Source organism: Shewanella sp. SG41-4 (assembly GCF_014164505.1).
Taxonomy (GTDB): Bacteria; Pseudomonadota; Gammaproteobacteria; order Enterobacterales; family Shewanellaceae; genus Shewanella.
Genome location: NZ_JACJFI010000034.1, coordinates 1 through 26361, shown reverse-complemented (window position 1 = coordinate 26361; position 26361 = coordinate 1). Strand labels below are relative to the sequence as shown.

Annotated in this window: 28 protein-coding genes; 8 read left to right on the top strand and 20 right to left on the bottom strand. The window is 41.3% G+C overall.

The window, feature by feature from the left end:
- Positions 1-66 precede the first annotated feature (66 nt).
- Together H5202_RS05550 and H5202_RS05545 are read left to right on the top strand one after the other, a co-directional pair.
- Positions 67-501 (top strand): hypothetical protein, encoded by a 435-nt coding sequence (locus H5202_RS05550; RefSeq protein ID WP_182771177.1) that lies wholly within the window; start codon positions 67-69, stop codon positions 499-501.
- Positions 502-548: 47 nt separating this feature from the next.
- Complete coding sequence (locus tag H5202_RS05545; RefSeq protein ID WP_182771176.1) at positions 549-953, top strand: NUDIX hydrolase; 405 nt, start codon at positions 549-551, stop codon at positions 951-953.
- Here H5202_RS05545 and H5202_RS05540 read toward each other — a convergent pair.
- Both H5202_RS05540 and H5202_RS05535 read right to left on the bottom strand, forming a co-directional pair.
- Complete coding sequence (locus H5202_RS05540) at positions 915-1952, bottom strand: Gfo/Idh/MocA family protein (protein ID WP_220493773.1); 1038 nt, start codon at positions 1950-1952, stop codon at positions 915-917. The two genes, H5202_RS05545 and H5202_RS05540, sit on opposite strands and share 39 nt — an antisense overlap.
- Positions 1953-1955: 3 nt before the next feature.
- Positions 1956-2270 (bottom strand): putative quinol monooxygenase, encoded by a 315-nt coding sequence (locus H5202_RS05535; protein ID WP_259397197.1) that lies wholly within the window; start codon positions 2268-2270, stop codon positions 1956-1958.
- A gap of 130 nt (positions 2271-2400) precedes the next feature.
- Between H5202_RS05535 and H5202_RS05530 the strand changes: the two genes are divergently transcribed.
- Positions 2401-3270, top strand: coding sequence for a LysR substrate-binding domain-containing protein (locus H5202_RS05530; protein WP_182771175.1), 870 nt, complete (start codon positions 2401-2403; stop codon positions 3268-3270).
- Positions 3271-3299: 29 nt separating this feature from the next.
- On the opposite strand, the gene H5202_RS05525 is transcribed toward H5202_RS05530, so the two are convergent.
- From H5202_RS05525 to H5202_RS05510, 4 genes are read right to left on the bottom strand one after another with little or no spacing between them, the layout of a single operon-like run.
- Positions 3300-3704 carry a CBS domain-containing protein gene (locus tag H5202_RS05525; RefSeq protein ID WP_182771174.1) on the bottom strand — a complete coding sequence of 135 codons (405 nt, stop codon included), beginning with the start codon at positions 3702-3704 and terminating at the stop codon, positions 3300-3302.
- Entirely contained in the window at positions 3701-4051 is a 351-nt protein-coding gene (locus tag H5202_RS05520) for a P-II family nitrogen regulator (RefSeq protein WP_011637728.1), read from the bottom strand. Before H5202_RS05520 ends, H5202_RS05525 begins: the two co-directional genes overlap by 4 nt.
- A 3-nt stretch (positions 4052-4054) precedes the next feature.
- A complete protein-coding gene (locus H5202_RS05515) occupies positions 4055-4822 on the bottom strand; it encodes a DUF1538 domain-containing protein (protein ID WP_182771173.1) in 768 nt (255 codons plus the stop codon).
- Between the two features lie 30 nt (positions 4823-4852).
- A complete protein-coding gene (locus H5202_RS05510; RefSeq protein WP_182771172.1) occupies positions 4853-5590 on the bottom strand; it encodes a DUF1538 domain-containing protein in 738 nt (245 codons plus the stop codon).
- A 227-nt stretch (positions 5591-5817) separates the two neighbouring features.
- Between H5202_RS05510 and H5202_RS05505 the strand changes: the two genes are divergently transcribed.
- Positions 5818-6924 carry an energy transducer TonB gene (locus H5202_RS05505; protein ID WP_182771171.1) on the top strand — a complete coding sequence of 369 codons (1107 nt, stop codon included), beginning with the start codon at positions 5818-5820 and terminating at the stop codon, positions 6922-6924.
- A 46-nt stretch (positions 6925-6970) separates the two neighbouring features.
- Here the strand turns inward: H5202_RS05505 and H5202_RS05500 are convergent, their stop codons facing one another.
- From H5202_RS05500 to H5202_RS05480, 5 genes are all read right to left on the bottom strand, one after another.
- On the bottom strand, positions 6971-7315 hold the full coding sequence (locus H5202_RS05500) for a hypothetical protein (protein ID WP_182771170.1): 345 nt from the start codon (positions 7313-7315) through the stop codon (positions 6971-6973).
- Between the two features lie 416 nt (positions 7316-7731).
- Positions 7732-8115: a CBS domain-containing protein gene (locus H5202_RS05495; RefSeq protein WP_259397199.1), complete on the bottom strand. Its 384-nt coding sequence runs from the start codon at positions 8113-8115 to the stop codon at positions 7732-7734.
- 189 nt (positions 8116-8304) lie between these two features.
- On the bottom strand, positions 8305-10044 hold the full coding sequence (locus H5202_RS05490) for a GNAT family N-acyltransferase (RefSeq protein ID WP_182771168.1): 1740 nt from the start codon (positions 10042-10044) through the stop codon (positions 8305-8307).
- 13 nt (positions 10045-10057) lie between these two features.
- Complete coding sequence (locus H5202_RS05485) at positions 10058-10960, bottom strand: UDP-2,3-diacylglucosamine diphosphatase (RefSeq protein WP_182771167.1); 903 nt, start codon at positions 10958-10960, stop codon at positions 10058-10060.
- Positions 10961-11220: 260 nt separating this feature from the next.
- A complete protein-coding gene (locus H5202_RS05480) occupies positions 11221-12252 on the bottom strand; it encodes a Glu/Leu/Phe/Val dehydrogenase (RefSeq protein ID WP_182771166.1) in 1032 nt (343 codons plus the stop codon).
- Positions 12253-12536: 284 nt separating this feature from the next.
- Between H5202_RS05480 and H5202_RS05475 the strand changes: the two genes are divergently transcribed.
- Positions 12537-12977 carry a DUF4826 family protein gene (locus tag H5202_RS05475; RefSeq protein ID WP_182771165.1) on the top strand — a complete coding sequence of 147 codons (441 nt, stop codon included), beginning with the start codon at positions 12537-12539 and terminating at the stop codon, positions 12975-12977.
- A 147-nt stretch (positions 12978-13124) separates the two neighbouring features.
- Here the strand turns inward: H5202_RS05475 and H5202_RS05470 are convergent, their stop codons facing one another.
- The 6 genes from H5202_RS05470 to H5202_RS05445 form a co-directional block, all read right to left on the bottom strand.
- Positions 13125-14267 carry a ribosomal protein uL16 3-hydroxylase gene (locus H5202_RS05470; RefSeq protein WP_182771179.1) on the bottom strand — a complete coding sequence of 381 codons (1143 nt, stop codon included), beginning with the start codon at positions 14265-14267 and terminating at the stop codon, positions 13125-13127.
- Positions 14268-14360: 93 nt separating this feature from the next.
- A complete protein-coding gene (purB, locus tag H5202_RS05465) occupies positions 14361-15731 on the bottom strand; it encodes an adenylosuccinate lyase (protein ID WP_182771164.1) in 1371 nt (456 codons plus the stop codon).
- A gap of 39 nt (positions 15732-15770) precedes the next feature.
- Positions 15771-16403 carry a high frequency lysogenization protein HflD gene (hflD, locus tag H5202_RS05460; protein ID WP_336244780.1) on the bottom strand — a complete coding sequence of 211 codons (633 nt, stop codon included), beginning with the start codon at positions 16401-16403 and terminating at the stop codon, positions 15771-15773.
- Positions 16404-16406: 3 nt separating this feature from the next.
- Positions 16407-17525, bottom strand: a complete 1119-nt coding sequence (mnmA, locus tag H5202_RS05455) for a tRNA 2-thiouridine(34) synthase MnmA (RefSeq protein ID WP_182771163.1) — start codon at positions 17523-17525, stop codon at positions 16407-16409.
- 280 nt (positions 17526-17805) lie between these two features.
- Complete coding sequence (locus H5202_RS05450; RefSeq protein WP_182771162.1) at positions 17806-18279, bottom strand: NUDIX hydrolase; 474 nt, start codon at positions 18277-18279, stop codon at positions 17806-17808.
- Positions 18280-18311: 32 nt separating this feature from the next.
- Entirely contained in the window at positions 18312-19019 is a 708-nt protein-coding gene (locus H5202_RS05445; RefSeq protein ID WP_182771161.1) for a pseudouridine synthase, read from the bottom strand.
- Positions 19020-19400: 381 nt separating this feature from the next.
- On the opposite strand from H5202_RS05445, the gene H5202_RS05440 reads away from it, so the two are divergent.
- Positions 19401-21626 carry an NADP-dependent isocitrate dehydrogenase gene (locus H5202_RS05440; RefSeq protein ID WP_182771160.1) on the top strand — a complete coding sequence of 742 codons (2226 nt, stop codon included), beginning with the start codon at positions 19401-19403 and terminating at the stop codon, positions 21624-21626.
- A gap of 150 nt (positions 21627-21776) precedes the next feature.
- Here the strand turns inward: H5202_RS05440 and cspD are convergent, their stop codons facing one another.
- The gene (cspD, locus tag H5202_RS05435) at positions 21777-21983 is read right to left on the bottom strand and encodes a cold shock domain-containing protein CspD (protein ID WP_124730599.1); all 207 of its coding nucleotides are present in this window, start codon (positions 21981-21983) and stop codon (positions 21777-21779) included.
- A gap of 196 nt (positions 21984-22179) precedes the next feature.
- Here cspD and clpS point away from each other — a divergent pair, with 196 nt between their 5' ends.
- Both clpS and clpA read left to right on the top strand, forming a co-directional pair.
- Positions 22180-22488 carry an ATP-dependent Clp protease adapter ClpS gene (gene clpS, locus H5202_RS05430; RefSeq protein WP_182771159.1) on the top strand — a complete coding sequence of 103 codons (309 nt, stop codon included), beginning with the start codon at positions 22180-22182 and terminating at the stop codon, positions 22486-22488.
- 42 nt (positions 22489-22530) lie between these two features.
- Positions 22531-24789, top strand: coding sequence for an ATP-dependent Clp protease ATP-binding subunit ClpA (gene clpA, locus H5202_RS05425; RefSeq protein ID WP_182771158.1), 2259 nt, complete (start codon positions 22531-22533; stop codon positions 24787-24789).
- A 397-nt stretch (positions 24790-25186) separates the two neighbouring features.
- Here clpA and infA read toward each other — a convergent pair whose 3' ends face one another.
- Together infA and H5202_RS05415 are read right to left on the bottom strand one after the other, a co-directional pair.
- Complete coding sequence (infA, locus tag H5202_RS05420; protein WP_011496276.1) at positions 25187-25405, bottom strand: translation initiation factor IF-1; 219 nt, start codon at positions 25403-25405, stop codon at positions 25187-25189.
- A 79-nt stretch (positions 25406-25484) separates the two neighbouring features.
- Entirely contained in the window at positions 25485-26204 is a 720-nt protein-coding gene (locus H5202_RS05415; RefSeq protein ID WP_182771157.1) for an arginyltransferase, read from the bottom strand.
- Between the last annotated feature and the right edge of the window lie 157 nt (positions 26205-26361).

Here is a 26361-nt window from a genome sequence, read left to right as displayed (position 1 = left end):
AACTAACTAACGAACTAACTAACTATTACATACTCCATAGTGGAGCAAGTGCCAAAAGGATTTTGAATGCAAAGGAATGGTTTACTTGTTATTGCAGGTTGTTTAAGCATCTTCGCTGCCTTGCTACACATCAGTTGTATATTTGGCGGCCCAGACTGGTATCTCTTTTTTGGTGCTGGTGAAAAAATGGCTAAAATGGCTGCTGCCGGTGATATTTATCCTACCATTGTCACATTGATTATCGCTGCAGTTCTTTGTATTTGGGGGCTTTACGCATTTTCGGGCGCGGGCTTAATTGTTAAGTTACCGCTTCTAAAAACATGTTTAGTGTTAATCACTGCTGTATACCTAATTCGTGGATTGGCGGGGTTAATTGTGCCTTTTTTCACGTCATCACCCGATATCCATCAAAACTCTATGGCTTTTTGGTTAGTTAGCTCAACAGTTTGTTGCATCTATGGTATTTACTATTTACTTGGGACAAGGCAGTTATGGCGGTAGTTTTTAAAGAGAAAATAACAAGCCTCTATTTATAACAGGAAACCATCATGGCATTTAATGACTTATTTAGATTGAGTTCTCACGCGGTCATAACCAATACAGTAGGGGAAGTCTTGTTGTTAAAAGCCACTTATGGTGACAAACATTGGGGGTTGCCGGGTGGCGGACTTGACCCTAATGAAACGATTCATCAAGCATTAGAGCGTGAATGTTTAGAAGAGCTTGGCTGTGAGGTGGATGTGCAATATCTGTCAGGAGTGTATTTTCACAGTGCGTATCAATCGCAAGCGTTTATCTTTCGTTGTGAGTTACCCCAAGGAGCGACAATACGTTTAAGCGATGAACACAGCGATTACGTTTACGTTGCTGTTACTGAATTATCTAACATTCAGCAACAGCGAGTAAACGAATGTTTAGCGTTCAGTGGTGTGGTTCGCAGCGCAGCTTTCTAATGCGGCTTTATGCCATGTGGTTAACATTTGCATAATATCAACAGAGTCACTGAGCTGTACCAAAGGTCTAGGTACTGTGTATTGCTTAGTGTCTAATGCGTTAAGCACCGCTTCTACTTGATAGTAAAAACCATTGCCTTTGGCTTCAACGTTTACTACTTCAACATCTATCACTTCAGCTTCTTGTTCATATAATCTAACGGTAAAATGATTACCCTGAGATTCTGGTAACCAAGGGTTTGAAGTGAACTCAATACTTCCTAAGTTGCCTAAAATAGTAAAGCCTGCGTGCAGACCATAGTCTTCAGCGGTATGCAGATGACATTGCACGCCGTTGCTGTAACTGACAATGGCGGTTGATTCGCAAATATTACCGTCTTGGCCGCGTCTACCGGTCGCTTCTATTTGGTATTGTTGGCTTTGCTCTGTGCCAAATTGCTGCTGCATGACTAACTGCATTAATGATGCAGGGTAGCAACCTAAGTTAAATAATGCCCCAAGGCTGGCAGGGTTAACAAACTGGCTAATGGCTGCACAGTATTGGCCGCGAATACTTTTTACTTCACCAATCACACCAGTGGCTAATGTTTTGCTTAGCTGTTGCATAAATGGGTGAGCTAAATACATTAATCCTTCAAGGAAAAACACCTTATTTTGCGATACAGCATCAAGGCTTTCTGTTGTTTTTGGCATATCTACAGACAATGATTTTTCACATAAAATTGCTTTACCAGCATTGGCCGCTTTGATTATGTATTCATGATGTAAATGATTTGGCAGAGCAATGTAGATAACATCGACTTCAGGGCTGTTGATTAACGCATCAAAATCCGTAAATTGATGTGGAATTTGATACTGGGTAGCAAACTCTGCCAGTATTGTGATATTGCGTCCGGCAACCCCATAAATTGTACTTTGACCTTGCGCTTTAATTGCATCGGCCATTACCCCAGAGATAAAACTGGTGCCTAATATGGCCCACTTAATCGATCTAGACATTGATTATCCCTCAGTGGTTAATAGTTGATAGTCAAACGCTTGCTTAAGATCGGTTAACGCCGATTTGATAAATGCTTGGGTATGATCAGCTGCAAAGTGGGCATCAAACGCTGCTTGGTCGTTATAACGCTCCCAAAACACAAATTGCTTAGGGTTAGTTTTGTTTTGCAGAGCCATAGCAAGCGAACAGCCTGGTTCGCTGTTCATATCTGCACAAAATTGACGGACAGCTGCGACTCCTTGTGCCAACGGCACTTGGTCTTTAATGTGAATTTCGGCGGTGATAAACACGCCTTGTTGATCCAGTTTGTTTTCCATTTCGACCCCTTAATAATAATGGGGGCATCGTAAACCAGTTAGGCGCATGGCAAAATGGTTTTCTGGTGTTTACAGAAAACACCATAGGTTTATAATTAAGGTTGGTTTGATGCAATATTAAGGGTATTCGGTGGATAAATTAACTGCGATGCAGGTGTTTAGTCATGTGGCCGAGCAGGGCAACTATGTCGCAGCTGCTCATCAGTTTAACATTAGTCGGACTATGGTGAGTAAACACATTAATCAGTTAGAAGCCTACCTTGGGGTTAAGCTGATTAACCGTACCACTCGTCAACAAGAATTAACGGAATCGGGCCAAGTCTATTACCAAGAGTGTCAGACAATATTGATGGCCATTGAGCAAGCTGAAAACACGCTGCAGTTGATGAGTTCGACGCCAAAAGGCACCATTAGAATTAATGCACCAGTCAGCTTTGGTAATATTGTTCTGGCACCGATAGTGAATCAATTTTTACTGCAATATCCACAAATTGATGTGGAACTACGGCTTGATAATAATCTAATCAATCCGATAGTGGATCATGCAGATGTGGTGGTTAGAATTGGCACTCTTGATGACTCTGCGTTAATTGGCCGACATATAATGAATTACGAAATGGTATTTTGTGCTTCGCCTCGCTATTTAGCTCAACATCCGCCAATAGAGTCAATTGACGATTTATCTCAGCATGATTGCTTAGATTTTAGCTATTCAAAAAGTGCTTCTTTAGCGGTTGCCCACAGTCAGCTATTTGGTAAACGCAGCTTTAGATTGTTATCCAATAGTGGTTTGGTATTAACCCAAGCCGCAATAGATGGATTGGGTATTATTTTGCAGCCACGGATTGTGGTGCAAGAGGCTATTAATGCTGGATTATTGACAAATGTCAGCACATTAAGGCCTCCAGATGCGATGCCAATTCACTTATTGTATAAAGACAAAAGCCTGCCGCTTAAAACCAGAGCATTAATTGATTTTATTATTCGCCAGCTCGAATAACGACAGTTACAGAGTATAGTAAATGCATATTATGATCTGGCTATCATGCCCTTAAGCACAATATTGTCATAGGTGACAAAACCTAAAATCTCACCTGCCTCAATCACGGGGGCCTTATTGATATTGAAGCGCTCAAAAAGCCGTGCGGTATAGCGAACATCCATGTCAGCAGACAATGAAAGTACTGGCTTTATCATAATTTCGTAAATATTGGTGCGCTCAGGTGACTTGTCTTTGGCTAATACTTTGCGAGCGATATCGCTCATGAGAACCATGCCATATTCGTCATGTTCATTGCGTTTATTAACGACTAATATATTGACGTTATTGCTAATGGCTTCTTGGATCGCTTCGGCCACAGTGTGCATTCCATCAACCATGACGTAATGGTTATTCATTACGTCACGATTACAAATAGGGGTTGTGCTACTCATATTTGATCCTCAATGTCTTTACTCAATTTTTGAACTTGATGGGCCACTCCAACGGCATCTTCAACATCAATTTGAATTGCAATACCTTTGCCTGAATTGGTGTCAAATTCACCTACGTTAGATATGGTTTCGAGAATGTTGCGGCTCATGTGTTCTTCTACCAACCACAAAATCACATCACGCTGAACATCTAAGGTAAGCCCCATAAAGGTTTTCTTTTTTTCTAGCCCTTCACCGCGAGCATGATTAATCACAGTGGCACCCGTTGCGCCTGCAACACGCGCTGCATCAAGTACCTTATCGGTACAGTCATCGTCGACAAAGGCGACAATTAATTTAAAGCGCATAGGTTACTCCTTAGTGGCTTTTCGTTTGGATAAATAGTCAACCGCTTGGGCGTAACCCATAACAGTGATCATCGGAAATAAACTGGCAAAGGCAATCAAGCCAAAGCCATCAATTAATGGATTACGGCCTTCAACATTGGTGGCCAGTCCAAGTCCTAATGCCGCGACTAATGGCACTGTTACGGTTGAGGTGGTTACGCCACCAGAGTCATAGGCTAGAGGTACAATCATTTTTGGGGCATAAAAGGTTTGAATGACCACCACAACATAGCCGGCCATAATGTAATAGTGAATGGGATCGCCAACCACAATACGAAAACAACCCAACGTAATACCAATCGCGACGCCAAACGCCACTGACATTCGAAGGCCTTGGATACCAATGGTGCCACCCGAGACTTGGTTGGCTTTGATGGCCACAGCAATTAATGACGGTTCTGCAATTGTGGTACTAAAACCGATTGCGGCAGCAAACACATAAACCCAAAAATAATCTTGCCAAATAAAAGGTTCATTACCACCATCTGGATGTAAAAACTCGCTGGTGGTTAGTTGATTTGCCATGCTCTCACCAATAGGGAATAGCGCTAATTGCAAACCAACAAGAAAAAAAGTGAGGCCGATAATGACATAAACAAAACCGAGCAATACTTTCCGCCATTGGCTGATTGGGCGTTTAAGCACGCCCAGCTGAAAGCCAAATAGAATTATCGCGATAGGAATGACATCACGAGCAGTCAGAAATAAAGTGCTAATCAGTTCATTCAGCAAAACAACTCCTCATTTTATTAGCGATATCGATCACTGCAAAAACACCATGCCGTACAGTAGTACAAAAATCATTGGGCTTAGGCTTGCAAATGCAATTAATCCAAAGCCATCAATCATAGGGTTGCGGCCTTTAATAACACTTGCCAGGCCAACCCCTAGGGCTGTTACTAAAGGCACTGTAATGGTCGATGTGGTGACGCCGCCAGAATCATAAGCAATGCCGATAATGTTGGCGGGTGCAAAGCTGGTGAGGATCATCACCAACACGTAACCACCAATAATAAGGTAGTGGATTGGCCATCCCTTAAGAATGCGGATCACACCGAGTAAAATGGCCAAACCAACCGAAATAGCGACGGTTAATCGTAAGCCCATTGCATAAGAACTCATGGCTTGTTCGTTTGACTCTATCGCACCAGCGTTTGCGGCAACTTGTGCCGCTTCGTTTGCCACAGCCGTGAGAGCAGGCTCTGCTAATGTGGTGCCAAAACCTAATGAGAATGAGAAAATAACTAACCAAAACACACTGCCTTTTCGTGCTAATGCTTCTGCAAGTGATTCGCCGATGGGAAATAAACCCATTTCCAAACCAAATACAAAAAAGGTCAGCCCTAATACAATAAACACTACACCCACAAGAATAGATCCAAGTTCTGCAGGCGCTTGATGTAGCACAAATATTTCAAAAAAACTAACCACTAAGATAATGGGTATAAGGTCTTTGAAGCTGCTTAACATCGCTTGGAGCAATTTGGTGATGGCAGACATCTTGGCTCCTGTATTAGTTTGCGCTGAGATAAATTACAAGCGGGATAATTTAGTGTGCCTATTGCGGAATATATCGCAACATATTGTTTACAAAGATTTTCATTAAGTTGACGCAGGTCATAAAATTAGGTAAAAGTGGAGTGTTAATGACTTAAATATTACTCGACCAGTATTTTTCGTCGTGCGAGAAAAGGTTAAGGATAAAATTAAAAAGGATTTAGAACGTTATGAAGACACTTTTACGCTTATCGATAGCAGCGGCTTTTATTAGTCAATTTGCTTATGCTGAACCTGCAGATACAGATGGTTTTTCACACGCTTACCAGCAATACAATGTTTCTGTTGAAAACCACAACAACCAAGATACCCTTAAATATGCGCAACAAGCCTATGAGTTAGGTCAAATTAAGTTTGGTCAAGACAGCTTTGATAGCGCTAAGTTAGCCATCAATTATGCAAATGCGTTAATGGTTGAACCAAAGAATAACAATCAGGGCCGTGTTGTTGAAGATGATGCCACACTTAAGGCGCATCAATTATATACATCGGCTTTAGTCGTATACCGTGAAAACATGACGGATAATGGCATTGAGTTAATCGATCCTTTGGTTGGATTAGCTGAATCGACAACAGATGATAAGTACGCAAAAACGTTATTATTTGAGGCAATAGAGATTGCTGATAAAGCTGATAATCAATTAACGGTAGCCGAAGTCAAACTCATTACGTTTTATCGATTATCGCGCACCGAGTATTATACCCGCACAGTGAGAGCCTTTGCGTTTGATGCTTACGATATATATACCAGTAAGTTACCAGAGAATGCCATTAAACGAGTTGATGCTACTTATCTCGTTGGTGCATTATATGATGCTATGGGTAAGCCGACTCAAGCTATTGAATATTTAGTTGAAGTTATCAAACAGTATCAGGCATTGCCATATAGCCATCCTTATGAACTTCGTGCGCATGCCTTGTTAGTGAAACTGTATGAGCAAAAAGGCCTGGGCGATAAAGCCACTGATCATTGTGTTGCGATTGGTAAAATGACGCCATGGAGTGACCAGCAAGAACAAACCCCGTTATTTAGAAAAGCCCCTAATTACCCTCAATCATATGCCCAAAGAAGAAAGTCTGGTTGGGTTCAAGTTGCGTTTACGGTAGATGAAAATGGTTTTGTTAAATCGCCTGAGATTATTGACTCTAAAGGTGGCGCTCAGTTTGAAAAAGAATCGATAGAAGCGCTTAGCCAATGGCGTTATGCACCTAAATTTGTTGATGGTAAGCCAACAGAAGCAAAGTCTACCGTACAGCTTGATTTCACCATAGGTTAATAACTTAATCCGCTGGTTTTATACTAATCTGATGGACTATGTTTAGTTAACTTAGCCAATACAAGCTGAGCATACCGACACACACGACAACGAAGCCAGTTTCGATAAGGAACTGGCTTTTTTGTAGCTGTTTTTTACCTTGATTTAAAATAGTGACCAATTGGTTTTGTTTGTAAATTCGGCAAGATACTAACTCTGTTTGTGGATCGACAATTAATTGAAAACGACACTTTTTACCATTATTAAGCAGTACATCATGCATGCTTTGTAAACCAAAGTTGAACTTGCGTGACACCACTTTTCCATTAATAAATACCCGTTCTAGTCCGCACCAATTACTGGCTTGTAACTCAATATTGTCTTGATTGAGGTGGTATGTAAACTTAATCATAATGCTGTCCTTATCACATGATAGCCACGAGCCCTGTGTCTAATAAAAGCAGAGTAATGTGACATTTTCCAGTATAGAAATATGAACAATTTACGAAATTGAGCTATCTAGTTGGCAAGCTTAGTAATATTTATTTTTTGAAAGTGCTATTGCCAAAATGTGTTTTATCGGCACTTCAGCATTAGTTATTTATGGTTAATGAAGCTGATACTTGCATGTAGGGATTTACGGTGAATATTCGGATAAAAAGGACGACTAATAACGATGGCGTATAACAACCGCTAATAACAATGGCTGATATTTATGGCGAATAACTATTGCTAATAACTATTGCTAATAATAATGGTTTGAAAGTCTGAGAATAACAGGCCGCTTATTCTACTTGGTTAACGGGTATGCCGGTAGAAGGTAACTACTTACTTAACGTAATAGGCTCTTAATAGGTCTTTCCAAGTAATAATGCCGACGATGCTGTTGTTGTCCAATACCGGTAAACACCCTATATCGTGGTCTAAAATAAGCTTGGTTGCTATGTTGATATCGCAATGAGAGGCGATAGTGAATGGATTGTGAGTCATGACTTGATGAACCCTTTTTTGCAGGGTTTCTGTATCTCTAATTAATTCAGCAGCGGTACCGATATTGGGGCTAAGTGCCCGAAGAAAATCCCGATGAGACAATATGCCACTCAGCTTATCGTTATCAAGCACCAATAAATGATGGAAGCTTACGTTGTCAAAAATTTCTTTTGCCAGTGTCAGCCGGTCATCCATATCAATGGTAACCACTCGAGTTGTCATAATGTCCGCGACACAGAAATGTTTAGCCGCATTATCAGGTAAGGTATCTGTCAACAATTCGGTAGCAGTTGTCATAAGCCATTCTCCACGTATTTATTCTTTTATATCAGATAAATATCAGTGTAACAATCATTTAACGCCCAATGACAACCACTCAACCATTTATTCACGTTATAAGCTTGTATCTGTTCAAGATGCGATTTTGGTTTCGGGTAAATGACCGGCCAAGTATTTTTGATATTTAATCGGTTTTAATTGATGAATGTCGACTAATACTAATCCATCGATACAGTCACCAAACTCTGCATCAATACCAAAGTCGAGAAACTGTACGCCATTGTTGTCACACAACTCGCCATATTGCTTAAATAATGTCGGTACTGATACACCCATATTCGATAGCGTCCGTTTGAGTATTTTAAAATTCTCAGCATAGTCATCGCCATTGAATAACTGGTGCAATTGATGCTGACGTTCGTCGGTGAATTGATAGGAATTAAATGAAGTCGCTAAAACGTGTTTAGTGGCAAAATGATGTTGGTAAAAAAATACCAGCATCTCTTTGGCAGGTACCGGTAGGCTATCGCTTAGCGATACCGGGCCAAAGAGGTAACGGTACTGCGGGTTTTTAATCAAAAACGCGCCAATACCTTGCCACAAATATTCTAAACTACGGCGGCCCCAATATTTAGGTTGGACAAAGCTGCGGCCAAGTTCGAGTCCTTGGTCAAAATAGGGAGCAAACGCATCGTGGTATTCAAATAGTGATTGGCTATACAGCGCATTTTCACCAATGGATTCGTGGAGCATTTTGGCACTGGCAAAACGATAGGCACCCACAATCTCTAATTCGTCTTTATCCCATAACACTAAATGAAAATAGTGATTATCATATTTATCGGTATCGCGACGTTTACCGGTACCTTCGCCCACGGCTCTGAAGGCGATTTCACGAAGCCGGCCAATCTCACGCATAATCGAACTGCTGTGAGTATGCTTATATAAATAGATTTGTTTATTGTCTTGGGTTTTACCGAGTAATTCGCATTGTTGTAATGCTTGTTGTAGCTCACTGCGTTTTTCAGGATGAGCAATGGCATTTTGGGTAATGAATAACGGACTGCGATTTTTACCAATGCGATATAAATGATTTTTAAGCAGATTTACTTTGGTTTTAAGCGGAAAATCTTGAGTACTGACGACTTCTTTTGCAATCAATTGGCCAATCCGCACTGGCATGACATGATCCATTTGTTTAAACATTTCTTTTACCAGCAATAATGTCGCTAATGGTTTGTAAATCATTGAGGCGCCATAAAATGTAGCTGAGTTTTTTGCATCAACATATATTGGTAAAAGCGGCGCATTACATGCACGAGCCATTTTCAAAAAGCCGCTATGCCAATGCAAGTCGGTGACGCCAGTAGGACGTAAACGCGACACTTCACCCGATGGGAAAATCAATACCGCACCTTCATTTTTGAGATGATGATGGATTTCATTTAAGTGTTGTTTCGGCGTACCACCAGTCATATTGCGCACTGGCAATAAAATGGAGTGAAGCGGTTTAATGGCCATTAGTAATTCATTGGCAACGACCTTGATGTCTGGTCTCACCTGACTAATCAGTTTGATTAATGCCAGCGCATCAAGTGAACCGATAGGGTGATTGGCGTAGATCACCACTCGACCTTCAATGGGAATATTTTCAATTTCGTTATTGGGGACGCTGTAACTGAAATTCAAGCACGCTAGAATTTGTTCAACAAAATCGACTCCGGATAAATGCGCATGTTCGTTGGCAATGTCATTACACTGCTTTTCATGAAGCAAGTAACGTAACATGGCTTTAGTCGGCACGGCTAACCAAGGCTTGTTATGCACATTTGGCAGGTTTTTTTCTACCACATTATCAACAGTAAATATCATATTTTAGCCTTATTTATGCAACGTGCTGTTTTTGGGGCGTGATGATTGATGTAGCCTCTGAACTGCCAAAATCAATCGTGTTTACTGCTGTAGCTTGCAACGTTTGTTCATCCCACTTGAGCAACTGCACATCTCCAGATTCGGTTTCTGCAATGAGAGTACAATTTTCAACCCAATCACCATCATTAGCGTAAGTGATGACGCTGCCATTAATCGTATGCTGTGATAATTCTGGCTGATGAATATGGCCACATATCACCATGTCGACTTGTTTTTTAATGGCATAGCGCAGTACGGCATCTCGGTATTGGTTAATGGCTTGCTGAGCTTTGTTTACGCGGAGTTTAATGTAGCTGGCTAATGACCAATACGGATAGCCTAGGCGGCTTCTCACTTGATGCAATTGCCGGTTTAGCCACAGTAAGACATCATATAAATGGTCACCTAATTTTGCGTAGGTGCGGCTAATACAAACTTGTGAGTCAAATTGATCGCCATGAAGCATTAAAAAGTGTTTACCGCTAAGAGATTGATGAATATGTTGCTTGACTAAGGTAATACCTCGGAAGTGACTGTCAGCATAATCTTTAAAAGCCTCATCATGATTACCCGGTATGTAAAAAACGTGGGTGCCATTACTGGCCAGTTCGAGGATTTTTTGTATGACTTTATTGTGGTTGTCGGGCCAATAAACACGTTTTTTCAGTGCCCAGATATCGACAATGTCACCGACTAAATACAAGTATTGGCATTGGCTATGATTAAGAAAATGTAATAAAAAGTCTGCTTTACAATCAACACTGCCTAAATGAACATCCGATATCCACAAAGCGTGAAAATGCTGAATTTTGTCACTATGCGTTAAGTGAGATAAAGGTTGGCGTTGTTGATTGCTTTTTTTACTGTGTGAGATCATCAGTTATTCGCCCTAATACACAGATTGCGTCAGTGTTGTTTTAGAGTAGGGCAGTTAGTTGACGTTAATGTGTACGATTTGTTGCAACTTGATGAACCAGTAATCAACAATATTTAGAGGGATGGGAAATAGAAAAAGGAAATGCACAGGCATTTCCTTTAGTTTTGTTTATAAAATCATATTTATAAACTGATTTTTATAAATGCATGTTTCTAAGCTCATATTAAGGCATTGAACAGTTCTAATATGAAGCTGATTAACTATCTCGCGGCATCAATAATAGCTTTAGCCATTTCATCGGCTACCGAACCGGTAGTGCGGTTCTCGCTATCAGCACGTTCAAAAATAGTCAGTAGAGTATTGTAAATTTGTTCAACCTTGGCGGTAGAGGCTGCTGCGTCATAGTTTTTCTCAAACGACACATTGATAATGCCGCCAGCATTAATCACGTAATCTGGTGCATAGAGAATACCCATTTGCTTAAGTTTTTCACCGTGGCGAACTTCAGCTAACTGGTTATTAGCACAACCAGCAACGATGGTGGCTTTGAGTAATGGCAAAGTCATGTCGTTAAGTGTTGCACCTAATGCGCAAGGTGCGTAGACATCAACATCTTGTGTATAGATATCTTGTGGAGCAACAACGGTTGCACCAAATTCTGTGGCAACGCGGTCAAGTGATGCTTGATGAATGTCGGTAACAATCATCTCTGCGCCTGCATCGTGTAAATGCTTACACAAATAATAACCAACATGTCCCACACCTTGGACAGACACTTTAATACCCTTGAGGTTATCAATGCCACGTTGATGTTTTACGGCGGCTTTAATACCAAGATACGTGCCTAGCGCGGTAAGTGGTGATGGGTCGCCTGATTTACCTTCAAGACCTGCAACAAATTCAGTTTCACGGCTGGCTATCATGATATCTGATGTCGATACGCCAACGTCTTCAGCAGAATAATATTTGCCACCTAAACTGTTCACAAAGCGGCCGAATGCAAGAAATAACGCTTCGCGGTCGGTTGTCTTAGGATCTGCGATGATAACTGCTTTACCGCCACCCATGGTGAGACCGGCTAACGCATTTTTATAAGTCATTCCACGAGAAAGACGTAATACGTCTGTTAAGGCTTCATCATCCGATTGATAGTTCCACATACGACAACCGCCCACGGCCGGGCCGAGGTTAGTGTTATGGACCGCAATAATGGCTTTTAAACCACTTTGTTTATCATGACAAAAGACCACTTGTTCGTGTTCATCGAACGAAACATGATTAAAAACTGCCACGTGACATCTCCGCTTGCTAGCTTGTTATAGTAAAGTTCTCGCACCTTATGTTAATTGAGTACAAAAGGCGCAAACGACTGCTTGTTATATTTATTGCAGCACGATAGCATTTAGCGATACTCTCAACAAAGCATGATTTAGTTATTTTTATCATTGATGTGGAAATTTAGCTTGCCACTTTACGTAAACGTAAAGTAACGTATGTTGTATCAGTGTTTTTGAGATTGGATTTCAGGTTGCATTATTGTTTTAACCTGTAATATAACAATAAGATAGGAAGTATTATGACTGAAGAAGTAGCAGAAACGGTTGCACAGCCTACACCAGAGCCTGAGGCATTAAGACAAGAGTGGGTTCGTACACAATTTCAAAAGGCGAACCGTTTTTTGGCTGAAAAAGGGGTGATCCCAAGCAAAGTACTTGCTGACGAAAGCCGTTATCTTGCTCCTTATTTAGCCATTTGGAAGATGGAATCGAAACAACCTAAAAAGCAAACGTTTTGGGTAATGTCAGGTGATTTACCTTCTGACTATGTTGATGTAAAAGTAGCGACTACGGCTCGTGATGCGATCAGACATTTTTCAATGATGTGGCAACTTAAAGCAGAAAACCTACATAAATCGGGAATAACAAAAGATCCCACTCAGCTGAAGTTTGCGCAATTATTGGTGTCGCGTGCAGAAAGCTTATATAAAATGAATCAAGATGAGAAGCTGTGGGGTTAATTAACGGCCTAAGTCAGTGAGTAACTTGAAGCAATAGACATAAAAAAGGCACTTAACGTGCCTTTTTTATTATCTTGAGCTTTATGGGCCATGATATGAGCCCATGTTGATAGTCGCCATCAAGCTGAGTGACTTATAGGCTAACGATTATTCGCAATCGTCTTCGGCTAAGTAGAATAACCCTTGATTGAGTAATCCAGTCAGAATATCCAATGCCGCTGGGTTGGCGGTGAATACACTTGCCTCTTCAGGCGTGATCCTTACCTGATTAGCTAATAGCTGTAACATGTCATTTGGTACATTAGCAAAGGTGTACACTTCGCCATTGATAAACAAACGCTGCTCATTATCATTTTCTAATTGTAATACTTTCAAACCACCAATACGTTGAATAATTGCACCTTGCTCTATCGCTTCCAATAACTCATCGGCCGTTAATGCTTCTTCGCCTTCACAGATATCAAGTTCGAAACGATTTTGGCTCAGTAGTTTACCTAGCATGGTTTGATAGCTGGCCGGATCTTGTGCCAATTGGGTCAATAAATCCATGATGCCTTGCTGGTGCGATTGGCTGATCATTCCCGGTGTTGCTGGCTCATCCACAGAATTAAAGCGTTTGTGGCCTTGGTTGCTGTCAATTAAACTATCAGCGAGTTCAGTTAATAATTCTTGCTGGCTAGGGGCTCTAAAACCAATCGAATATGATAAGGCGAGCGATAATGTTTCGCCGCAATGTGGGTATCCTGGCGGAATGTAGAGTACATCGCCTTTTTGTAATACCACATCGATGATCGGTTCAAAGTCATCAACTAGCGGTGAGTTAGGGTTATCACCGCGACGTTTATGTTGACCTTTGTCGCCCACTTTCCAACGACGTTCGCCATCACCTTGAATGATAAACACATCGTAGTTATCGATATGCGGCCCAACACCACCACCTGGCGTGGCAAATGATGCCATTAAGTCATCAAAGCGCCAGTCTGGTAAAAATCGAAATGCTTCGACTAAAGCCTGTGAGTCAGGATACCAATGGTTGACGGCTTGAACTAATAGCTGCCAGTTGTCTTCACCAAATTGGTCATAGTCTTCAAATGGACCTTGCACTACGTCCCAGTCATCACCTTTTGTGACCACAACGCGTGATGATATTTCTTCTTCACAGGCTAGGCCGGCAAGTTCATCTGCTGCGATAGGATCTTCAAAGTCGACAAAAGCCTGTTTGATTACGAGTGGTTTTTGCTGCCAATGCTGTTTAATAAAGGCTTGGGTATCAATATTTAATGTGTACATCATTGACCTCAGGTCGAGATAATTAACGAGTGGTAATACAATAAAAAAGCGGCCACATATGCGACCGCTAATGTTATATATAAGCTTATAAAACTATTTTAGCTCATCAACAAAGGCTTCTGCGCGGCCAATGTAGTTTGCTGGGGTCATTTTTTTCAATTCAACTTTTACGTGTTCTGGTAATTCAAGACCATCAATAAATACAGCAAGTTGTGCTGCATCAATACGTTTACCACGTGTCAGTTCTTTTAACTTCTCATACGGTTTTTCAATACCATAGCGACGCATTACTGTTTGCACTGGCTCTGCCAATACTTCCCAGTTTTTGTCTAGTTCAGCTAAAAGTTGTGCTTCATTCACTTCTAATTTGCTAATGCCTTTCAAAGTCGCTTGATAAGCAATTAACGAGTGAGCCATACCGACACCTAAGTTACGTAATACGGTTGAGTCAGTTAGGTCACGTTGCCATCTTGATACCGGTAATTTAGCGGCTAAGTGTTGCATTAGCGCGTTAGCGATACCTAAGTTACCTTCCGAGTTTTCAAAATCAATTGGATTGACTTTGTGCGGCATCGTTGATGAACCAATTTCGCCAGCAATAGTGCGCTGCTTAAAGTGGCCTAGTGCAACATAACCCCAAATATCACGATCAAAATCGATTAGGATAGTGTTGAAACGGGCAATGGCATCGAACAATTCAGCAATGTAATCATGCGGTTCAATTTGAGTGGTATATGCGTTCCAATTAATGCCAAGGCTGGTGACAAAACGCTGTGACAACTCATGCCAGTTTACTTCTGGGTATGCAGAGATGTGTGCGTTGTAGTTACCGACTGCACCGTTAATTTTACCCATAATTTCAACAGCGTTGATTTGGTTTAATTGACGATCTAAACGTACCGCAACGTTAGCCATCTCTTTACCAAGTGTAGATGGTGATGCTGGTTGGCCGTGGGTACGTGACATTAACGGCACGCTTTTATTGTCATGCGCTAATTTTTTGATGGCATCAATAATTTGCTGACAATGCGGCACTAGCACTTGTTCACGCGCTTCTTTTAACATTAAGCCATGAGATAAGTTGTTAATGTCTTCTGAAGTACAGGCAAAATGGACAAATTCATCAATGGCGACTAACTCGGCATTATTGGCAATTTGTTCTTTAATAAAGTACTCAACCGCTTTAACGTCGTGATTGGTGGTGCTTTCAATTTCTTTAACGCGCAGGGCGTCTTGTTCGCTAAAGTTGTCCTTGATGCTGTCTAACACGGCAAGGGCGGTTTCGCTAAAAGGGGGAACTTCTTCAATCTCTGGGCAGCTAGATAATAGCTTTAACCAATTGATTTCAACTTGAACACGGTACTTAGTAAGACCGAACTCGCTGAAAATCCCTCTTAATGAGGCGGTTTTACTACCATAACGACCGTCTACCGGAGAGATAGCAGTTAGTGCGGAAAGATCCATTTGAAGCTCCTTGATGAACTTTGTTGTAGGGTGATTCGATTAATTGTTATTTTGGCTTTGTTTTGCTGTATCAAATATGGCCTTACGGGCAAACACTAAATGGCGACGTTTGCCACCTAATTGGCGCCATAATACTGCACTGCGCATCGCAGCAAGCAGTAACGCACGGATTTTGTTTTGCACCTGAGGTTGTTTTAAGCAATCGGGATTACCCGATATTTGTAATTTTGGCCCCAATTCACTAATGATATCACTGTAAATGCTAGCAAAATTGGCAATGACTTGTTCATCTGTAATGGCAAAGTGAGCCAGTTGGCGATGCACTTGATTGATGCGCTCTGCCAACATACCCAAACCATTGGGCGAGCGGGCAAGCTTGCGTTCAAGCGCTAACACACCAACTAAATAACGAGTGGTTTCGACATCTTTGTTACTGCCATCGCCGAGCTGATTTTGAATCAGTTGATAACCATTGTCTAAAATGGCTTTATCTTGATATATCTCAGCTGTTGATTCAGGCTCTGTCACCAAAATAGTATTGAGCGTAGCCGCTAGGGCTTCTTTGTCGCTTTCGCCGTGGCGAGCTAAATACTGTACTTGACCAATCGCTTGTAAAATACCCGCGAAGGCCATAGTGCGTTCAAACAAGATACTATCTGGAGTTTGGCTCACGGATTACCCTCGAATTAAAGTATCGATTATGCCGCCACCTAAACAGATGTCACCATCAAAAAATACCGCTGATTGCCCAGGCGTAACAGCAGCAACAGGTTCATCAAACATCACGGTAATATTGTCTGAGTCGTCATAGGTGAGGGTACATCCAACATCACGTTGACGATAACGGGTCTTTACTGTAATTGTGCTGTTATTGGCTGGCCCTTTACGATCAACCCAATGCAGTTGATTGACGGTCATACCAGTTGACATTAAACGAGGGTGATTACCCCCTTGCGCCACAATAAGCACATTACGGACTAAATCTTTTTCAACTACGTACCATGGGTCTTCATTGCTGTTTTTCAGGCCACCAATGCCAAGGCCTTTACGTTGCCCAAGCGTGTGGTACATCAAACCTTGATGTGTACCAATTACTTCACCTTCTGATGTTTCGATATCACCAGGCTGTGCAGGTAAATAGGTAGCCAAGAAGTCAGTGAATTTACGTTCGCCAATAAAGCATATGCCGGTGCTGTCTTTTTTGTCGTGAGTAATGAGTCCCAGTTTTTGGGCGATTTCGCGCACTTGATGTTTTTCAAGTTCACCGACAGGGAACAAGCTGCGGGCAACTTGTTCGTGGCTTAAGGTGTATAAGAAGTAGCTTTGATCTTTATTGCCATCAACCCCACGGAGCATTTCAACGCTGCCATCGCTATTATCACGACGACGAACATAATGGCCCATGGCGATGTAATCTGCGTCTAAAATGTCGTCGGCAAATTCAAGAAATGCTTTAAATTTGATTTCTTTATTACACATGATATCGGGATTAGGCGTGCGGCCTGCTTTGTATTCTGCTAAGAAGTATTCGAATACGTTATCCCAGTATTCGGCAGCAAAATTGACGGTGTGCATTTTTATACCTAGCTTGTCGCAAACCGCTTGAGCATCTTTTAAATCATCAGCTGCAGCGCAATATTCATCAGTATCGTCTTCTTCCCAGTTCTTCATAAATAGGCCTTCAACGTCATAGCCTTGCTGCATTAACAAGTAAGCTGATACTGAAGAATCCACACCGCCGGACATGCCGACAATGACTTTTTTACCGTTTGAAGTAGGGCTGAGTGATGTCATAAATCCTAAAAACCTTGAAAATAGATAATATGTATATTGTGTCGCAATGCCGATGTTTCAAGGCATTGTGCTAGATTTTTGCTAGTCGTTAACTTGAATACTACTAGTCGTTAATTTGAATACTATATAGTTGCGAATATCGCAGAGATTATAGTTGCCCATATCGAAGAGAATAATTCATAAACTGCCAATAAATACGACATTTGCGCGGCGCGTATTCTATCACGCATTCGCTTAATGGGCTATCTTGAGGGACATACAAATAGCCTAAGACAAGCCATTAAAAATAATCGACATTGAGCAGCGATAATGGTGTGTGCTGTGCGGGGAGATTTTTATCGATTTGTTGTAAGAAATCTTCAATACTTTTTAGCACGATTGGGCTACGAAGCTGGTTGCTAAGGGCGGTGATGTCAGCAAGAGTAAGCCAATGAGTAGCTGTAATGGCATTATCACGAGGTGTGGCGTGTTGTTGCTCGGCCAGCTCAATACAAAATGTATACCGAACAAAGGCTAAATTTGTAGCTGCCTGAAATTGATATATCCCAACTAAGGCTTGTGGTGTCAACTCAAGCCCCGTTTCTTCAACAATTTCACGAGCGCATGCTGCAATAATCGATTCATTGGCCTCTAAATGCCCCGCTGGTTGGTTAAATTTAACCGCACCGTTAATGCATTCCTCAACCAATAAAAATTTACCTTGACAGTGGATCACGCAAGCTACAGTAGTATTAGGTTTATAACGTTCGGTCATATTTCCCTCTTGTATAAAGCGTCTGCCAGCGATTACTTTGCCGTGCTGATCACTTTGTATTCACCATTAGGTAAATCATCTAGACACCATTGACCTATTTTATAACGGATTAATCTTAAGGTTGGGTGACCCACATGTGCGGTCATTCTTCTGACTTGGCGATTTCGACCTTCACAAATTTGCACTTCAAGCCAGGTTGTTGGAATGGCTTTTCGCTCTCGCACCGGCGGGGTTCTTGGCCAAATATCAGGAGATGTCATTACACTGACTTTAGCGGGTAATGTCATGCCGTCGTTTAATTCAACCCCATTACATAAGGCATTGATTGCCTCATCTGACGGTTCGCCTTCCACTTGAACCCAATAGGTTTTAAAGGTTTTTTGCGATGGTTGGGTGATCTTTGCCTGTAATTGTCCGTCGTTGGTAAGCAATAGTAAACCTTCACTGTCACGGTCTAAACGTCCTGCGGCGTAAACATCGGCTACTGGAATAAAGTCTTTTAATGTTTGCCGCCCAGCTTCATCGGTAAATTGGCATAACACATCAAAAGGTTTGTTAAATAATACGATGACAGGGTTTTCTGGTCGTGGTTTTTGTGGGGCGCGCGATTTTGCCCTGCCACGATTGGCTGCACTAGTGTTTACTGGACTTGTTGAGGCAGTATTGGCTAGTTTTGTCGACGCGCTAGTTCTGTGAGTTGATGTTTTTTTAAATGGACTGAACTTACCGATTTTTGACATAAAGGTATGGTTAACATCCTTTGCTAATACAAGTGAGTGAAAAGTGAACGAATATAAATCTATTTATGGTAGTTTACTGCGTATTCGCCCTTAGTGGAATTTGAAAATTACAAAGAATGATCTATGATGTCCGCCTAAAAATTGTGATCTGTACCTAATTTATCATTCTGGTATATTGGCATTAACCGCCTAACTCCTGAAGTTTGAGAACAAAATATAATAATAAATGGGATAGGGGATTTCACATACTTGGCTTACAAAAAAGCGTGCCATGGTCGCTGACCACGGTTCACTTGTGCGAGTGTTATCCACCAAAGCCCGTCAAAAGCTTACGCAAATAATTCTAATAAATTATTAATTTACAATAATGTAGGAAATAAAATGAAAGATAACACTCCAACGATCATATACACAGAAACCGACGAAGCACCGGCACTTGCCACATTGTCTTTATTACCGATTATCCGTACCTTCACTAACGCTGCTGGCGTAAAAGTTGAAACGCGTGATATCTCTTTGTCAGGTCGTGTTATTGCTAACTTCCCTGAAAAGTTAACCGCAGAGCAAAAAATTGCTGATGCGCTAACTGAATTAGGCGAATTGGCTAATAAGCCAGAAGCAAACATCATTAAATTACCTAACGTCAGTGCGTCAATTCCACAGTTAAAAGCCTGTATTGCTGAACTTCAAGCAAAAGGTTATGACATTCCTAATTACCCTGATGAACCTAAAAATGACGCAGAAGTCGAAACTCAATCACGTTATGACAAAATTAAAGGCAGTGCGGTAAACCCAGTATTACGTGAAGGTAACTCAGATCGTCGTGCACCGACTTCAGTGAAAAACTACGCTAAGAAAAATCCACATTCAATGGGTAAATGGGCGAGCGACTCTAAGTCTCACGTTGCTCATATGAATGAAGGCGACTTCTACGGCAGTGAGCAGTCTGTCACTCTAGTGGCAGCTGATAAAGTCAATATCGTGTTGACTCAACAAGATGGTAAAGACGTTGTTTTGAAAAGTGGCTTAGCATTATTAGCTGATGAAATTATTGATTCAGCAGTGATGAGCAAAAAAGCGTTAGTGGATTTTTATGCTCGTGAAATCGATGCGGCGAAATCTGAAGATGTTTTATTATCTTTGCACCTTAAAGCGACCATGATGAAAGTGTCTGACCCAATATTGTTTGGTCTTGCGGTTAAAGTGTTCTTTAAAGATGTGTTCGATAAGCACGGAAAATTATTTGCTGAGCTAGGTGTCGATGTAAACAATGGTTTTGGTGACGTGTATGCCAAAATTAGTACGTTACCAGAAGCTAAACGTAACGAAATCGAAGCTGATATTGCTGCTGTTTATGCCGCTCGCCCAGCACTTGCGATGGTCGATTCTGATAAAGGTATCACCAACTTACACGTACCAAGTGACATCATTATTGATGCATCAATGCCTGCCGCTATTCGTTCTTCTGGTAAAATGTGGGGCCCTGATGGCCAGTTACAAGACACTAAAGCGATGATCCCAGATCGTTGTTACGCCGGTGTTTATCAAGAAACGATTTCGTTCTGTAAAAAGCACGGTGCATTTGATCCAACTACGATGGGCAGTGTGCCAAACGTGGGCTTAATGGCTCAAAAAGCAGAAGAATACGGTAGCCACGATAAAACGTTTGAAATTAAAGCTGCGGGTACGGTTAACGTGATTAACCAAGCTGGTGATGTGTTAATGAGTCATAACGTTGAAGCTGGCGATATATATCGTATGTGCCAAGTCAAAGATGCGCCAATTCGCGACTGGGTTAAACTTGCCGTTAAGCGTGCCCGTTTAAGCAATACACCTGCGGTATTTTGGCTAGACAACAACCGTGCTCACGATGCTGAGTTAATTAAAAAAGTGACTCAATATTTAGCTGAACAAGATACTGCTGGTTTAGACATTCAAGTGATGTCACCAGAAGATGCAACTCGCTTTACGCTAGAGCGCATTATCAAAGGTGAAGACACTATTTCGGTTACGGGTAACGTGTTACGTGACTACTTAACCGATTTGTTCCCAATTCTTGAGCTGGGTACCAGTGCGAAAATGTTGTCTATCGTGCCGTTAATGAATGGCGGTGGCTTATTTGAAACAGGTGCAGGTGGTTCAGCGCCTAAGCACGTGCAACAAGTCGAAAAAGAAGGTCATTTACGTTGGGATTCATTAGGTGAGTTCTTAGCACTTGCTGCGTCTTTAGAGCATTTAAGTCAAACGACTAATAATCCAAAAGCACAAGTATTAGCAGACACATTAGATGTCGCTATTGGTGTGTTTCTTGACACCAATAAATCACCGTCTCGTCGTGTTGGTGAACTTGATAACCGTGGAAGTCACTTCTACCTAGCAATGTATTGGGCGCAGGCATTAACTGAGCAAACGGCTGATGCAGAACTTGCTGTACATTTTGCACCTTTAGCGAAGTCATTGGCTGCAAATGAAACCGTTATTCTTGCTGAATTGAACGGTGCACAAGGTCCAGCAGTTGATTTAGGCGGTTATTACCGTTTAGATGCTGCTAAAGCTGAACAAGCAATGCGTCCTAGTGCAACATTAAACCAGTTTGTTATAGGTTAATCAGTGCAGATTGCCTAACCAGATGTTAGTTATTCTGTTAATTAATACATCTTCTATTGAAGGTGTATTAAATTGATTGAGGCGAAGTTTTTAGGCAATAAAAAAGACAGGGATTAAAATCCCTGTCTTTTTGTTTTATAATCTCACCAATTAAATTGTTGGTGAGATGGCTGAAGCATGCATTCCTTTAGGGCCTTCTTCAATTTCGAAGCACACAGGTTGACCTGCTTTTAAGGTACGATAACCTTCCATTTCGATAGTTGAATAGTGCGCAAATACATCTTCGCCACCCTGATCAGGGCAAATAAACCCGAATCCTTTGGCGTTGTTGAACCATTTAACAGTTCCGTTTGCCATACTTCCACTTCCTTCTGTTGTCTACTTACCAGTAAGATAGTAAAACTTATTATCCAGCGGTCTAGTATTCGCCGCCTAACAAACAGAATGAAATTTGTACGAAAATATGTCAAGTAGTAATTAACAAAAATACAACATTTAATTAATTTAATGATATCAAGTGGTCGGGAACCAAACGAGAGGCTAGTATTAAATAATGGCTAAAATAGGCAATGTAGAACATATTGAGGAAAAGGTTGAATCTGAACTACAACCACCCCATATGTATAAAGTGGTGCTAAACAATGATGATTACACCCCGATGGATTTTGTGGTAGAAGTATTACAACGTTTCTTTGAGAAAAATGAACAGCAAGCAGTAGATATTATGTTAGCGATCCACAACCAAGGCAAAGGACTGTGTGGTGTATTCCCATTTGGGATTGCAGAAACAAAAGTGTTTCAAGTAAATCAATTTGCAAGAGAAAACCAACATCCGTTACTGTGTACTTTAGAGAAAGTATAAAATCGATATCTCACAGTCTGTGGTTAAATTTAGGGGGTGCTTATGCTGAACAAAGACCTGGAAGTCACCTTGAACCTAGCGTTTCAGCAAGCTAGAGATTCACGTCATGAATACATGACGGTAGAACATTTATTATTAGCGCTGATTGATAATCCTTCTGCTTATGAAGCATTAATTGCTTGTGGGGCGGATGTTAATCGTTTACGAGAAGAAGTGGCTAATTTCATTCAACAAACCACGCCCATTATTGCAGAATCAACCGAAGAACGTGAAACCCAACCCACCTTGGGGTTTCAACGTGTTTTGCAACGTGCAGTGTTCCATGTCCAATCATCTGGCCGTAACGAAGTCACTGGTGCTAATGTACTCGTCGCTATTTTTAGTGAACAAGAATCGCAAGCGGTGTATTTACTGCGTCGTTGTGAAATTACTCGTTTAGATGTAGTTAATTTTATTTCTCATGGTATGTCAAAAGAAGACGATTCTAGCGAACCACAAGATCAAGAACGCATTGACGAACAATCTGAACATCCCGAAGACCGCAGCATGCTGGCGCAATTTGCGGCTAATTTAAACCAATTAGCTCAAGACGGCAGTATCGATCCATTAATTGGCCGTGAAGCTGAAATTGAACGCGCTATTCAAACGCTGTGTCGTCGCCGTAAGAATAACCCGTTACTTGTGGGTGAAGCTGGGGTAGGTAAAACGGCTATCGCAGAAGGGTTAGCTTATCGTATTGTCAATAAGCAAGTTCCTGAAGTTATGGCCAATGCGACGGTGTATTCGTTGGATTTAGGTTCATTATTAGCGGGCACTAAATATCGTGGTGATTTTGAAAAACGTTTTAAAGGCTTATTAAAAGAATTAGCTGCTGATGAACATGCAATTTTATTTATTGATGAAATTCATACCATTATTGGTGCCGGTGCGGCTTCTGGCGGTGTTATGGATGCGTCTAACTTACTCAAACCATTGTTATCCGGTGGTAAGTTACGTTGCATGGGCTCAACCACTTTCCAAGAATATCAAAGTATTTTTGAGAAAGACCGTGCGTTAGCGCGTCGCTTCCAAAAAATTGATATCAATGAGCCTTCAGTTGCCGAAACCACTAAAATATTGATGGGACTTAAATCTAAGTACGAAGAATACCATGGGGTGCGTTATACCCAAGCAGCCATCAGCAGTGCAGCCAGTCTTTCGGCAAAACACATTAACGATCGTCATTTACCTGACAAAGCGATTGATGTGATTGATGAAGCGGGTGCGCGGATGGTGATGATGCCGCAAAGTAAACGTAAGAAAACTATTGGCCAAGCCGAAATTGAAGCCATCATCGCTAAGTTAGCTCGTATCCCTGAGAAGTCGGTATCGTCGACTGACAAGGATATGTTGCGCAACCTTGAACGCAACCTGAAGATGGTGGTATTTGGCCAAGATAAGGCGATTGAGAGCCTTAGCGCTGCCATTCGCTTGTCTCGCAGTGGCTTAGGCTCAGAAAAGAAACCTGTAGGTAGCTTTATGTTTGCTGGCCCAACTGGGGTAGGTAAAACCGAAGTAACCAATCAATTAGCCAACTGTCTCAACCTTAAACTCATTCGATTTGATATGTCTGAGTATATGGAACATCATACCGTTTCGCGTTTAATCGGCGCACCTCCAGGTTATGTGGGTTATGACCAAGGTGGTATGTTAACGGATGCTGTGATTAAAAATCCGCATTGTGTGGTGCTACTTGATGAAATCGAAAAGGCGCACCCTGATGTATTTAACTTATTACTGCAGGTGATGGATCACGGTACGTTGACCGACAACAATGGTCGCAAAGCAGATTTCAGAAATGTCACCTTAGTGATGACCACCAACGTTGGCGTTCAAGAAACTATTCGTAAATCGATTGGTTTTAGACAGCAAGATCACACTCAAGATGCCTTAGCTGAAATCAATAAAGTCTTTTCACCTGAGTTCCGTAATCGATTAGATTCGATTGTATGGTTTAATCATTTGGATATGACTGTTATCGCCAAAGTGGTTGATAAGTTCTTAGTTGAGCTTCAGGCACAGCTTGATGATAAGCGTGTCACGCTGGATGTCAGTGATGAAGCGCGAACTTTGTTAGCTGAGAAAGGCTATGACAAATCGATGGGCGCACGCCCAATGTCGCGTGTTGTCACTGAATTGATTAAACGTCCGTTAGCGGATGAGATTCTGTTTGGTGTGCTTGAAAGGGGTGGTATTGCGCATATTGACGTTAAAGAAGGTGAGATCAATATCGATTGCGAGTCGTTAGAAAAAGTCTCGTAATAATCAATCCATATGCTTGAAAATATGCCATTAAAAAAGATGACCCATGGGTCATCTTTTTTTATGTGTGTTAATTGCGCCCAATACCATTATTTATAAATAAGTCTTCAACTTAAAACATTTCTTACTGTTCAATTCAATGGGTATTGATAACAAAACGGGTATTCCCTTTTTAAATCAATAAACATAGCAGTGGTTCGTATGAGGTGCTTCTGCAAAACGGATTACAACCATCGCGATGTTGGTTGAATGCTCTGATAAAGGGATACCCATTACGTTGAACATTCGTCTTGTTTGATGCGTGTTGCTTTACGTTGAATACACTTTATTTATGCAGTTTGGTATAACAACAAAAAAACCGACAGGCAGTCGGTTTTTACATTGTTGAGGCTAGCGATTAACGTGCGCGGAAGACGATACGACCTTTTGATAGGTCATAAGGAGTCAACTGTACAGTGACTTTGTCACCCGTTAAAATACGGATGTAGTTTTTGCGCATTTTGCCAGAGATGTGGGCTATCACCACATGTCCATTTTCAAGCTCTACGCGGAACATTGTATTTGGCAAGGTCTCAAGGATAGTGCCCTGCATTTCAATGTTGTCTTCTTTCGCCATTAATTAGTTATCCCATTAGCCTTCAAATATGAAAAAATCGGGCGTATCATGCCCCAAAAACACTGAACTGTAAAGGCCGTTAACGAGAAAGAGCTGTAAGATTTTCACCAACTTGCCAACCGAGTGCTGTTAAAATTTGATATGGGCGATATTGGCGTTTGTAGTTCATTTTCCGATTTTGATCAATTTGATAGCCTAAGTACAAAAATCGTTTACCTAACGATTTCGCCAATTGGCATTGGATTAAAATCATCAGCGAACCTAATGAACGGTCGGCATAATCAGGATCAAAATAACTGTAAATTGCCGAGAAGCTGCTCATCATTTCATCGGTTACCGCTACCCCAATTAATCGGTCTTGATCAAACACCTCAATAAACATGGGCGGTAACCAATCAGATAACAAAAAGTCATCATATTGGGCTGGTGATGCAGGGAACATTGGCCCATCGTTGTGACGTTCGTTGATGTACCGTTCATACAATTCATAATGTTCTGGCCGTGATGTATGGCTAACTTTCCAATGTAAGTCTTGATTGTTTTTTAAGGTTCTTTTTTGACGTTTTGATAAAATAAAATCATTAATATTCAATCTAATAGACTGACAAGCTTGGCAACTGGGACAACGCGGTTTATATATGGAGTTTCCGTTACGACGAAACCCCATAGCAAGAAGTTGTTCAAACAGTGCAGGGTCTATTTGTGGTTCTTGGATCACTAACAATTGCTCTTTGTTACCTTCAATATAATTGCAATCGAAAGGTTGGCTTATTCCAACGTTGACAGATTTAGGATTCAAAAAACACCTCTTGTTTGTTCCATATTGACGTTGAAGTTGTACGATCTCTGTACTGATGAAGCAGCGTTAAAAACTCGCTTCTTGGTAATGCTTTAGCACCAAGACTCACCAAGTGAGGGTTCATTACTTGAGCATCAATTAATTGAAAATCGTGTTT